Genomic DNA, 12,427 nt, shown 5'->3' with positions numbered 1-12,427 from the left:
TCCACTAATGAAATACTATGATTAGTAGTATTTAAATGATAATGGAATTGAAGTAAAGATAAATTTATATGCATATTTTAGTTGTAATTCCTGCAAGAGGTGGGTCTAAAGGTATTCCTCGTAAAAATTTAAGATACCTTGCTGGTAAGCCTTTATTATTTTATGTTGCTTCCATGTTAAAAAAATCCAAATTTAAATTAGATGCTTATTTATCAAGTGAAGATCAAGAAATTCTTGGTTTAGGTAAGAAATTAGGATTAAAGATTCATAAGCGAGATTTGGAAATTGCTGGGGATGCAGTAACTTTGGATCCAGTAGTATATAGTTGTTTACAATATGCTGAAAAAAAAGAAAGTAAAAAGTATGACTTAGTCATAACAATGCAGCCTACTTCTCCTTTATTGAAGGTAGAGAGTTTAGATAATGCTTTAACCGAAATTATTAATAATTCTGAAATAGAGACCATTTTATCGGCATCTGATGCAACAGCACTTTCTTGGACTAAAAAGGAAAACACCTATACACCTTTATATGAAAAAAGATTAAATCGACAGTATTTGAAACCGACTTATAACGAAACGGGTGGATTTTTTATTAGTAGAAGAAATATTGTTACTGAAAATAATAGAATTGGTTCAAAAGTAAGTTTATATCTTTTAGATGATAGTGAAAGTATAGATATTGATACATTTCAAGACTGGGCTATTTGTGAGTATTTATTAAAAAAGAAGAAAATCCTTTTTGTAGTAACTGGAAATAGTATTGTTGGCTTGGGACATGTCTACAATTCACTTTTAATTGCTAACGATATTCTTAATCATGAAATTCAATTTTTAGTTGATAGCGATAGTAATTTGGCAGCTGAAGTATTAGCAAAATATAATTATAAAGTGGCTATCCAGAAAAATTTAGATATTCTTGATGATATTAAAGAATTAAGTCCTGACATAGTGATTAATGATCGGCTTGATACCGATGAAAAATATATTTTTAGTTTAAAAAAAATTTGCTCTAAAGTTATAAATTTTGAGGACTTAGGAGCTGGTGCAGTAGTTTCAGATTTAGTATTTAATGCAATATATCCTGAAAATAAAGAATATGAACATCATTACTATGGAGCAGATTATTTTTTATTAAGAGATGAGTTTTTACTGTCAAAAACTAAGGTGATTACAGATAAAATTGAAAAAGTATTATTAACTTTTGGTGGTGTTGATCCTTTAAATAATACTTTGCATGTTTTACGTTCTATTTATGAATATTGTATTCAAAATAATATTGAAATAAAAATAATAGCAGGAATAGGGTACGATAAATTTAACACACTGGAAAGCTTTTCTAATGTGACTATACTTCGAGATGTAAAAAACATTTCTGACCATATGTTAGATGCCGATATCATTTTTACATCAGCAGGAAGAACTGTTTATGAGGTCGCTTCACTGGGTATTCCATGTATAGTTTTAGCTCAAAACTCAAGAGAGTTGACGCATTATTTTGCCTCTTTCAGTAATGGGTTTATCAATATGGGCTTAGGATCTGATCAAAATGATAATGAAATTCTAGATACATTTAAAAATTTAGCTGTTGATTTTAAACAGAGAAAACAATTGTCAGCATTGATGAGGAAAACAGATTTTATGAATGGTCGTAAAACTGTTATTAATTTAATTAAAAATGAGATTGAGAAAATATGAAGATTCTAGATTTATTTGCTAAAAAAGATTTTGCACCAGTAGAACGCCCATACATCATTGCCGAAGCTGGCGTTAACCATGAGGGAAGTATGGAGATTGCAAAACGCTTAGTGACTGAAGCAAAAGAAGGGGGCGCACATGCTATTAAATTTCAGACATATAAAGCAGAAACTATTGCTTCAAAAGATTCTCCTGCATACTGGGATACAACTAAAGAACCAACAAAATCTCAATTTGAACTTTTTACCAAGCATGATAAGTTTTGGAAAAAAGAGATGGAAGAGCTTAAAACATATTGTGACCAAGTTGGCATAGAGTTTATGAGTACTCCATTTGATATAGAGTCATCAAATTTTCTAAATGATTTGATGGACGTTTATAAGATTTCCTCATCAGATTTAACAAATAAACCTTTTATTCAGCATATTTGTCAATTCAATAAGCCTATTATTTTATCTACAGGGGCAAGTCATCATCATGAAATTATTGAAGCTGTGAGTTGGATTAATGAATATAAAAACCCATTAGCATTGCTACATTGCGTATTAAATTATCCTACGCCAGATGAAAATGCTAATTTGGGTATGATCTCAAGTTTAGCAAAAGCTTTCCCAAATAATATTATAGGCTATAGTGATCATACTTTGCCTAAAGATATGCGTAGTTGTGAAATTGCAACATTATTGGGCTCTAAAATTATCGAAAAACATTTTACTCATGATAAAACTTTACCAGGTAATGATCATTATCATGCAATGGATAAAAAAGATTTAAAGCTTTTTAATAATAATTTAGATCGAGTGTTTAGTTTACTAGGTGATTTTGATCTTACGGCATTAAATGAAGAAGAACCTGCTCGTAGAAATGCAAGAAGAAGTTTGGTTGCAAGTAAAAATATTCAAGCTGGTCAAATGATCACTGCAGAAGATTTAACATTTAAACGGCCTGCACATGGAATTAGTCCAAAATTTATTGATGATTTAATAGGTAAAAAAGCATTGATTGATATTCAAGAAGATACAGTATTGCAGTGGAACTTGTTTAGTGCTTAACAAAAGTATTTTTAAAGATAGTTTTGTTTATTTAATAGGAGAGCTTCTTGCGAGGAGCTTACCCTTTTTAATGCTACCTTATTTAACTAGAAAATTAGGTACAGAGGGATTTGGTGAACTTTCTTATTATTTAATCTGGTTAGCTTTATTTGGTATTTTTATTGGATTGAGCCAAGAAGGTGCGATCGCTAGATATTATTATTTTTATGGTAAGAGAGCATTAAATACAGTTGTTCAGGTTGGATATTTATACATTATTTTAATATCATTAATTTTATTATTTTTATGCTGGATCTTGAAAGCTGAAATAATGGGATATATTGTGCTTGCTGCTATGTTTCAATCATTTGTAAACGTACAGTTAGCATTAAGACAATGTCAGAAGCAACCTTATAAATATACTGTAATTCAATTAATTTTATCTTTAACAAATGTTATATTCACAATTTTAGCTTTAGAACTTTTCATTAATGAACCTGTTAAATTTAGAATTTTAGCAATAGTAGTTGCTAATTTTCTAACTTTCATTATTGCAGGTATGGTATTGGGAAAATTATTCTCAGATAAAAATAAGATTACTAAAAATCGGTTAAAATTAGGATTATTATATATTTTTTCTTTCGGATTACCATTAATTTTACATCAATTAAGTTTTTTTGTAAAAGGACAAATTGATAGAGTAGTAATATATAAATCTTTCTCTTTGCATGAGTTGGGGGTCTATTCTGCTGCAATACAAGTATCTGCAATTTTGCCAGTAATATTAATGGCTATTAATAAAGCAATATTGCCATATTATTATGAAAAGTTAAAAAATAATGATTTTTCATTAGAAAAAATAAAAAAATATTCTATTTATAGTTTCGCTATAGTATTTATTCCAGGTATTTTTGCTGCAACAATACCGGAGAATTTATATTCTATTTTTTTGGGTAATAGTTTCATTGGTGTAAAAAATATAATTATTTTATATCTAATTGGATATGGTTTAATTATACCATATTTAATAATTGTAAATTATTATTTTTATATATCTAAAAATAAATATATTGCTAAATATAATCTAATATCTACAGGTTTTTATTTTATTTTTTTGATTGTTTTTAGTAATTTTTCATTAAATTATATACCTTTTGCACTGATTTTAAGTAATTTTATACTATATTTGTTATTGTTTAAAAATATTAGGAGGTAATATTTTGATTAATTGTGTATTTATGTGTGTTACGCCATTACAAATAGTTATAGCACTAAAGATTATTGAGGTGAATAAATTGGAAAATCCAATTTTTGTTATAACGGGTCATGATAATAATAAATTTAATTTTTATATTAATGCATTGCGTTCAAAAAAATACAGATGTTATTTTTTTAATACTGGTTCAGTAAGTAAAATAAATACTTATTTTACTTACTTGAAATACTATTTTTTTTTAAACAATAGCAAAGAATTAGTTGGTTGTGTGGGATATTTGGCAAGTATGGATTCATTATTTTTTCAATCATTTATATCGAAAAAAAAAATAAATGAAATTTATACATTTGATGATGGATTTGCAAATATTTTCCCCGAATCTTATTATTACAAGGAAGAAAATAAATATGGATACAAACGTAAACTATTGAACTTTATTTTTCATAATAATTTAACCATGAATGATCTTAAGAAAAAAACAATTAAACATTACACTATTTATGAAAAATTTAGAAATATTGTAAAAAATACTCAATTTTTAGATGTTTTTAACTTTAGTAAAAAAGAATTAATTTCAAGTGAAAAAGTTACAAAGTTTTTTTTAGGCCAACCCATTTCTATTGAAGAAAGTTCTATGTGCAAAATTTTATATGATTTGAAAATAGATTACTATTATAAGCACCCTAGAGAAATAAATACATATAAAAACGTTAATTACATGAATTCAGATTTAATATTTGAAGAATTTATTATTAATTATATCAAAAAATCTAATACAAAAATTGTTTTATATAGTTTTTTTAGTACAGCTTGCCTTAATTTAATTGGATGTGATAATATCGAAATAATTTTTGTGAAAAGTAGTAGTGTTTTTGGGGATTATGATAAAATATATGATTTCTTGGCACAAAATAAAATGAAAATACTGGATGTATAATGAAATTAACAATTTTTACACCAACATATAACCGCGAAATGACATTAAAAAGGCTTTATAAAAGTCTTAAATCACAAAAATTTAAAGACTTTGAATGGCTTATTATAGATGATGGTTCTGATGATCAAACAGAAAGCTTAATTAATGATTTTATTGGAGAAAATATTTTAGATATAAAGTATCATAAACAAAATAATTTGGGTAAACAAGCATGTTGGAATAAAGCTCTAGATCTTTCTCAAGGTAAGTTATTTTGTGGTGTGGATTCAGATGATATTCTTTATGGAAGCTCGAATCTTTATAATATATTGCATAAATATTCTGATTTATTAGAGAAAGATGAATTTTTAATTGGTATACGTTGCAATAGTATCAATTCTGTAACTCAGAAAGTAGATGGAATTTCTTTAACTAAAAATATAGGTATTTTTAGTTATTTTGATGAACTATTAAAAAAAGATTTTCAGGCTGAAAGAATTGATATATTTAAAAAGGATATATTATTAAAATTTAAATACCCAATCTCAGGTGAAATAAAATTTATACCTGAAAATTGGTTTTATATAGAAGTTACTAAAAACAAATATAAATTTCTATATATTAATGAGATTTTAGGTTTCTATTTTGATGATGAAAATCAAAATAGATTAAGTAAATCTAATTATTTGAAACACGCAAAAGGGCATCTTATTTCTAGTAAGTCGGTTATATCAACATTAACCTGGAAAAATTTTTTTTTACGCCCTGATTTGTATTTTAAAAATTTATTAAAATATTCATTTATCAAAATATATTTAATTTTTAGGAGCTAATCTTGAAAAAAGTATGCTTTTTTGTAAGCAAAATTGAAAATTCTGGGGGGACAGAAAAATCATCTATTAATTTAGGTAATCATTTAGTCAAAAATGGTTATGAGGTTTTTTTCTTTAATTTAATTGGGAGTCCTAATGCATTTTTTGAAATTGATAAAAATATAAAAATATATAGTTTGAATTTAAAAAATAATTCTACTCGTAAAAATTTTTTTAAAATTATTTTGGAATTAAGAAATTTTCTAAAAAATAATGAAATTGATATATTAATTGATGTTGACAGTATTTTAACTTTTTTTAGCATATTTTCAAAAATAGGTTTAAATATTAAGCATATTAGTTGGGAGCATTTTAATTTTAATATTGATTTAGGTGTTAAATTTAGAAGAATTGGAAGATGGTTTGCTGCAAAATATTGTGATTATATTGTTGTTCTAACTAATAAAGATAAAAAATTATGGAAGAAAAATTTAAAAATTAATTCTGAAATTATTAATATTCCTAACTCTATTAATTCAAAAAATAATTTTTCAAAAAGGGAAAAAATTATCTTATCAATAGGTCGTCCAGCTTATGTGAAAGGTTATGATTTATTATTGAATATTTGGAGTAAAATATACAAATCAAATATAGAGTGGAAATTAAAAATAATTGGTTGCGATGAAGAGTATGATTTTTTAAACAAAAAAATTAATGAATTAGGATTAAATAATGTTGAATTAGTAAATGCAACTAAAACTATTGATTTTTTTTATAAGGAAGCTTCTATCTATTGTATGACTTCACGTTTTGAGGGATTGCCTATGGTATTATTGGAGGCTCAGTCATATGGTTTACCTATTGTAGCTTTTGATTGTAATACTGGACCCGATGAAATAATTATTAATGGAAGTAATGGTTTTTTAATAGAAATTAATGATATAGATAATTTTTGTGATAAATTACAGTATCTAATGAATAATGAGATCCTTTATCAGGACATGGTGGAAAAATCATATAAAAATATTAAAAGGTTTGATAATTCTGCTATACTTAGCGAATGGATGAAAATATTGTAATTTTTATGGCTGTGTTATGAAAATCAAAAAAAAAAATTTATTTGATTTTATCTCTATACTATTTTTTTCTTTGCTTGTCTTAGCTATTCCCTGGGCTTCGTTTAATGACGGTTACGAAAATTTAGATACTTTTCGTTATATTGAATCTTTAGAAAATGGAGATTTATATTTTCAACTTAAGTGGAACTACAACTCATTATCAGATTATATTTTTAATGAATGGTTGTGGTTAAAGATTCAAGAAATTCTATCAGTTTTTTTCTCTCCTAATTTTATTTTTTTATGGTTAATTCCCTTTTTAAACTTTTATTTCCTATCTTTATTTGTTTTTAAATATGTAAGTTATAGATATATATATTATTTTTTTACTCCTATATTTTTATTATTTTTTACTAATCAAGTTAGATTAGCTCTAGCTGCATCTATTTTCTTTCTTCTATGGTTTGTTTTTACATCTAGTAACAAAGTTTTTAAGGTTGTTGTTAGTATTATACTTAGTTCAATACATGCCTCTATGTTAATGTTTATGCTTGCTGTATATTTACTTTATTTAATTTCTATTATAAAAATTAAAGAATATTTTAAAATATTCTTTTCAGTAATTTTTGCTTTAATTTTTGTTGTAATGAATAGTAGTTTTTTATCTAATTTTCTTTCTTATTTTGGTAGTAATCGAGGTGATTACTATAAAAATTTTAATAATAATTTTAGCTTACTTACTACAATATATTTTTCATTTATTCTTTTTTTGTTGATTACTCTTCTTTTGAAAAAAAGGATAGAGTTAAGTTTGTATCAAATTATTGCGATTTTTGTATTTGCTGTAGTTGTTTTTAGTTATTTTTTTGATGGAACATATCCTGGTCGTTATTTTTCATTTTTTTTCCCTTTTATAATTATATCAATGTATCAAACAAAGAGTATACTTTATACTTTATTCTTTAGTATTTGGGTAGTATATAGTATATTTATTGATTTTAACATTCTTTCATTTATTTGAGATTTTTATGAACATTGGATTTGTTGTCCCAGAGTTTTATAATTGTGGTCCAGTCAATGTAGTTTTGAGCCTATCCAAATATTTAAAAAAAAATAATCATCAAATAAAACTAATTTGCCTAAGGGATAGTAACTTAGATGAAAATTTTTTATTACAACATAAAAAAATATTTTCACTTGGATTTTTTGTTTTAAATAAGTCTGATGATTATATCAATATTTTTTCTGATTTAGATGTGGTTCATTCTCATGGTTATTACCCTGATTTTTTTGTAAAAAATTTAATGTTTAAGGGGAAAAAAATAACAACAATTCATTGTATGTTTTTCAAAGATTATATGGCTCAATATGGCCTAATAAAAGGTTTTTTAGGGTCTATAGCGCACTTTTTTTGTTTGTATAATTCGAATTTTGATCATATTGTAGGGTGTTCTAAATCAATTGATAATTACATCAAGAGATTTTTGTTTAGAAAATCTATAACATATATTAATAATGGTGTTGATCATGAAGTTTTTTATCCTTTGTCTAAGGGGAGAAAAAAAATTATAAAGAAAAACATGGGTTTTTCTTTGGATTCAAGAATTTTCGTTTATTCTGGAAAGTTAATAAAGAGAAAAAGGGTTCCTGAACTTATAGAATTTTTTAATAAAACTTCTTTATCTAATGATATTTTATTAATATTAGGTGACGGAGATGAAATGGATTTATGTAAAAAAAAATCTATTAAGAATAAAAATATTTTTTTAGGATCAGTAGATAATCCACAAAATTATTATCAAATATCTGACTTTGTAATATCAAACTCTTCAGCAGAAGGATATCCTATGAGTATTATAGAAGCTGTTTCCTGTGGTTGTTATGCTATACTTTCTGAAATCGAACCTCATTTAGAATTTATTGAAAATAATAATAATAGGTCATGCTTAATCGGAAGATTTGAATTTAATTCTAATATATTAAATAGTGACTTACAATTTAATAGTTTATCTGCCCAATACATGGCTGAAAAATATATTAAAATTTATAAGGATTAATTTATGAATTTTTCTATTTTACTTTCTTTATATATTAAAGAAAATCCTACATTTTTAAACCAATGCTTTCAAAGTATATGGTTGAATCAAAGTATCAAACCTTATGAAATAGTTTTAGTTTGTGATGGACCACTTAATAATGAATTAGAAAATTTACTATATAAATGGAAAAAAGAGATAGGAGGCATATTGAAAATAGTAAGGCTTAAAAAAAATGTAGGCTTAGGTAAAGCTTTAAATGAAGGTTTAAAACATTGCACTAGCGAATGGGTTTTTCGCATGGATACAGATGATATATGCAAACCAGATAGATTTAGCAAGCAAATAAAATACATTATAAATAATCCTGATGTTGTTCTATTTAGTGGACAAATTTTAGAGTTTAATGAAATTCCTTCTGATTCTTCAGTTATTAAAACAGTACCAATTCATCATGATACCATTTTAAAATATGCTCAAAAACGCAGTCCTTTTAATCATATGACCGTAGCTTATAGGAAATCTGTGATTGAATCTGTAGGTGGATATAAACACCACTTATATATGGAAGATTACAACTTATGGCTTCGCGTTATTGCTGCTGGTTATAAGGTTGGAAACCATCCTGATATACTATTATACGCACGTGTTGGAAATGGTATGCATGCACGACGTAAAGGTCTACAATATATTAAAAGTGAAAAACAGCTTCTTGATTTAAAAAATGAACTCAAGTTACAAAATCCTTTATATGCTAATATGATGTTTCTAGTAAGATCAGTATTTAGACTAATGCCGACTACAGTATTAGAGAAATTTTATAATTCGTTCTTACGAAAAAAAAATTGATTTAAAAATGGTAAAGAGCAGTGAAACGACTAATTGATATAATTATTTCTTTAATGGCCTTAATCATTTTATCGCCTATCTTTATTTTGGTGGCTTTAAAAGTTAGAAAAAATCTTGGTTCGCCCATCTTTTTTTATCAAGAACGTCCTGGTAAAGATGCCAAAATTTTTAAAATGATCAAGTTTCGTTCTATGAAGGATGCCTTTGATAAAGCAGGGAATCCTTTACCCGATGAAAAAAGAATAACACCCTTCGGTCATAAACTTCGTTCTACCACGCTAGATGAAATGCCACAGCTTATAAATGTATTAAAAGGCGATATGAGTATTGTGGGTCCACGTCCTCAAATGAAAGATTTCTTAGAGCATTATACTCCGCACCAAATGCGTCGTCATGAGGTTAAGCCGGGTATGACAGGACTCGCACAAGTCAGTGGTCGCAACAATTTGTCGTGGGAAGAAAAGTTTGAACTAGATGTGCAATACGTAGAAACTAAATCTATTTGGTTAGATTTTAAAATTATGTTTAAAACCGTGAAGGTTATGCTCACTAAAGAGGGTATAAATGCACCAGATCAAGAGGTCGGTGCTGCTCGGTTTTCAAGTAAAGAATCTTCTAGTGTTAAAACTAGTTCTAAGTAATATTTAATCTATTAGTAGTCTATCTCATGATCAAAAAAGCCATTCTCCCTGTCGCAGGTTTAGGTACACGTTTTTTACCTGCAAGTAAATCCATTCCCAAAGAAATGGTCACAGTGGTTGACCGTCCAGCGATTGAATATGTAGTTAAAGAAGCAGTTGCTGCTGGCATTGAACAGATTATTCTTGTTACCCATTCCTCAAAAGCATCCATTGAAAACTATTTTGATCGTAACTTTGAGCTGGAAACCACTCTAGAACATAAAAAGAAATTTGATTTACTCAAAGAAATTACCGAGATTTTACCTCCCCATGTGAGTGTAATCAGTGTGCGTCAACCACAACCACTTGGTTTAGGCCATGCTGTACTGTGTGCAAAAGCTGTAGTAGGTGATGATGATTTTGCTGTGCTATTACCAGATGTTTTAGTCAAAGATCCATCTGAAAATAATGATCTAAGTCTCATGATTCAACGTTTTGATGAAACCAATGCATCACAGATTATGGTCGAAGCTGTACCTGATCATTTGGTCGATCAATATGGCATTGTCGATGTTGCATCCACACCTGCAGAAGGGCATAGCATCGTCATGCAAGGTATTGTCGAAAAACCTGCAGTCGGTTCAGCACCGTCAAATTTATCAGTCGTTGGTCGTTATATTTTACCTGCCAAAATTATGCAACTTTTAGAGCAAACTCCGAAAGGTGCAGGCAATGAAATCCAACTGACCGATGCGATTGCCATGCTACAACAAACCGATACAGTTGAAGCGTATCGTATGAAAGGTCAAACGTTTGACTGTGGTAGCAAGTTGGGTTATTTAAAAGCTGTACTTCATTATGGAGTAGACCATCCCAAATTGGGTGAAGAGTTTAAAACTCTTATTCAAGAACTCAAATTGTAATTGAGGAATTTTGATGAAAGTTGCAGTCTTTGGTCAGACGCTTTTTTCGGGCGTGTTCGCCGCTTTGCTGGCAGAATGTGGACATCAGGTTTTTTGGTGTAAGTTGCTCAAAAAACCTGATAGTGAACAGGTATATATGCAAGATGAAGCGGTCAAAAACCTACTCAATAAACAGCAAAGCAGTTTCTTAACATACTGCAATTTTCATGATCTTCCATTAGATATAGATACCTATTTCTTCAGTTTTAACCCTGCCGAAGAAAAGCAATGTATTGAAATTCTTCAAAACATCAAACAACGTCCCATTATTCACCCTAAACTGATGATCAATGCGTCCACGTTAGGACTACATGGGACAGAAAAATTTGCAAAAATTTTGCATGAAGATGAGTGGGTCTATTTACCCGACATGATTCAGGAAGGAAACGCGTTACAAAGCTTTGCCCAAGCCAAGCAGTTGATTGTTGGGGCTGCATCGGATGTTGCTCAAGTTAAAATTAAGGAACTCTTACGCCCTTTATTCCCACGTCAGCAGCAGTATCTTTTTATGCCCATTTTAGATGCTGAATTTACCAAGTTGAGTATCTCTGGCATGTTGGCGACACGAATTAGTTATATCAATGACTTGGCAATGGTTGCTGAGAAATTAGGCATTGATATTGAGTCAGTTCGTCAGGGGATGGCTGCGGATAATCGTATTGGAGGATCTTATCTCTATCCGGGTGCAGGCTTTGGTGGAGAAAACTTTTCACATGATATTCAGACCCTAACGCATACGGTGTCAGGTGTGGGCGCAAATAGCCAATTACTAGCTCAAGTGTGGGAAATTAATGAGCAGCAAAAAGAAGTTTTATTTCGCAAATTATGGAATTATTATCATGGTGATTTAAAAGGGAAAACTGTTGCAATATGGGGCGCTGCATTTAAAGAAAAAACCTCCAGTACGCGACAATCTCCTATTCATGCCATGTTGGCAGCACTATGGGCTCAAGGTGTAAAAGTTAAATTACACGACCCTCAAGCCTTGGAAGAAATTAAAAAAATATATGGTGAGCGACCTGATCTTATATATTGCACAGAGCAATATGAGGCAGTGCAAGATGCACATGCTTTGTGTTTATTGACCGCATGGAAACAATATTGGAGTCCAAATTATACCGAATTGCTTAAAACCATGCAGCATCCGCTTATTTTGGATGGGCGCAATATTTATGATCCAGCATATGTGAAGTCTCAAGGTTTTGCATATATGGGGGTAGGACGTTAATG

12 protein-coding genes are annotated in these 12,427 nt (G+C 28.6%); all 12 read left to right on the top strand.

Annotated elements, in window-relative coordinates; all coding sequences use genetic code 11:
* Nucleotides 1-68 precede the first annotated feature (68 nt).
* The 12 genes from G0029_RS15635 (at nt 69) to G0029_RS15580 (ending at nt 12,425) form a co-directional block, all read left to right on the top strand.
* Nucleotides 69-1,697, top strand: a complete 1,629-nt coding sequence (locus G0029_RS15635; protein ID WP_180110079.1) for a cytidylyltransferase domain-containing protein — start codon at nt 69-71, stop codon at nt 1,695-1,697.
* Nucleotides 1,694-2,749, top strand: coding sequence for an N-acetylneuraminate synthase family protein (locus G0029_RS15630; protein ID WP_180110080.1), 1,056 nt, complete (start codon nt 1,694-1,696; stop codon nt 2,747-2,749). Before G0029_RS15635 ends, G0029_RS15630 begins: the two co-directional genes overlap by 4 nt.
* Nucleotides 2,742-3,944 carry an oligosaccharide flippase family protein gene (locus G0029_RS15625; protein WP_227591838.1) on the top strand — a complete coding sequence of 401 codons (1,203 nt, stop codon included), beginning with the start codon at nt 2,742-2,744 and terminating at the stop codon, nt 3,942-3,944. The genes G0029_RS15630 and G0029_RS15625 overlap by 8 nt, the downstream gene beginning before the upstream one ends.
* Before the next feature lie 79 nt (nt 3,945-4,023).
* Nucleotides 4,024-4,881, top strand: coding sequence for a glycosyltransferase family 52 (locus G0029_RS15620; protein WP_180110081.1), 858 nt, complete (start codon nt 4,024-4,026; stop codon nt 4,879-4,881).
* Nucleotides 4,881-5,693: a glycosyltransferase family 2 protein gene (locus tag G0029_RS15615; protein ID WP_180110082.1), complete on the top strand. Its 813-nt coding sequence runs from the start codon at nt 4,881-4,883 to the stop codon at nt 5,691-5,693. Before G0029_RS15620 ends, G0029_RS15615 begins: the two co-directional genes overlap by 1 nt.
* 2 nt (nt 5,694-5,695) lie before the next feature.
* Complete coding sequence (locus G0029_RS15610) at nt 5,696-6,751, top strand: glycosyltransferase family 4 protein (protein WP_180110083.1); 1,056 nt, start codon at nt 5,696-5,698, stop codon at nt 6,749-6,751.
* Between the two features lie 16 nt (nt 6,752-6,767).
* On the top strand, nt 6,768-7,751 hold the full coding sequence (locus G0029_RS15605; RefSeq protein WP_180110084.1) for an EpsG family protein: 984 nt from the start codon (nt 6,768-6,770) through the stop codon (nt 7,749-7,751).
* Between the two features lie 7 nt (nt 7,752-7,758).
* Nucleotides 7,759-8,787, top strand: a complete 1,029-nt coding sequence (locus tag G0029_RS15600) for a glycosyltransferase family 4 protein (protein WP_180110085.1) — start codon at nt 7,759-7,761, stop codon at nt 8,785-8,787.
* 3 nt (nt 8,788-8,790) lie between these two features.
* A complete protein-coding gene (locus G0029_RS15595) occupies nt 8,791-9,615 on the top strand; it encodes a glycosyltransferase (RefSeq protein WP_180110086.1) in 825 nt (274 codons plus the stop codon).
* 53 nt (nt 9,616-9,668) lie between these two features.
* On the top strand, nt 9,669-10,256 hold the full coding sequence (locus tag G0029_RS15590; RefSeq protein WP_218948123.1) for a sugar transferase: 588 nt from the start codon (nt 9,669-9,671) through the stop codon (nt 10,254-10,256).
* 26 nt (nt 10,257-10,282) lie between these two features.
* A complete protein-coding gene (gene galU / locus G0029_RS15585) occupies nt 10,283-11,158 on the top strand; it encodes a UTP--glucose-1-phosphate uridylyltransferase GalU (protein WP_180110088.1) in 876 nt (291 codons plus the stop codon).
* Nucleotides 11,159-11,171: 13 nt separating this feature from the next.
* Nucleotides 11,172-12,425 carry a nucleotide sugar dehydrogenase gene (locus G0029_RS15580; protein WP_180110089.1) on the top strand — a complete coding sequence of 418 codons (1,254 nt, stop codon included), beginning with the start codon at nt 11,172-11,174 and terminating at the stop codon, nt 12,423-12,425.
* The last annotated feature ends 2 nt before the right edge of the window (nt 12,426-12,427 follow it).

This window comes from Acinetobacter sp. YH12138, assembly GCF_015218525.1.
Taxonomy (GTDB): domain Bacteria; phylum Pseudomonadota; class Gammaproteobacteria; order Pseudomonadales; family Moraxellaceae; genus Acinetobacter; species Acinetobacter amyesii.
The sequence above is the reverse complement of the archived record's forward strand: the minus strand, read 5'-3'. Positions and strand labels throughout refer to the sequence as shown.

What these genes read in the sequence shown, in the direction of transcription:
- G0029_RS15595 (WP_180110086.1), top strand. Translation starts at nt 8,791, where the DNA reads ATGAATTTTTCTATTTTACTTTCTTTATATATTAAAGAAAATCCTACA.
- G0029_RS15600 (WP_180110085.1), top strand. Translation starts at nt 7,759, where the DNA reads ATGAACATTGGATTTGTTGTCCCAGAGTTTTATAATTGTGGTCCAGTC.
- G0029_RS15615 (WP_180110082.1), top strand. Translation starts at nt 4,881, where the DNA reads ATGAAATTAACAATTTTTACACCAACATATAACCGCGAAATGACATTA.
- G0029_RS15635 (WP_180110079.1), top strand. Translation starts at nt 69, where the DNA reads ATGCATATTTTAGTTGTAATTCCTGCAAGAGGTGGGTCTAAAGGTATT.
- G0029_RS15590 (WP_218948123.1), top strand. Translation starts at nt 9,669, where the DNA reads ATGGCCTTAATCATTTTATCGCCTATCTTTATTTTGGTGGCTTTAAAA.
- G0029_RS15580 (WP_180110089.1), top strand. Translation starts at nt 11,172, where the DNA reads ATGAAAGTTGCAGTCTTTGGTCAGACGCTTTTTTCGGGCGTGTTCGCC.
- G0029_RS15630 (WP_180110080.1), top strand. Translation starts at nt 1,694, where the DNA reads ATGAAGATTCTAGATTTATTTGCTAAAAAAGATTTTGCACCAGTAGAA.
- galU (WP_180110088.1), top strand. Translation starts at nt 10,283, where the DNA reads ATGATCAAAAAAGCCATTCTCCCTGTCGCAGGTTTAGGTACACGTTTT.
- G0029_RS15605 (WP_180110084.1), top strand. Translation starts at nt 6,768, where the DNA reads ATGAAAATCAAAAAAAAAAATTTATTTGATTTTATCTCTATACTATTT.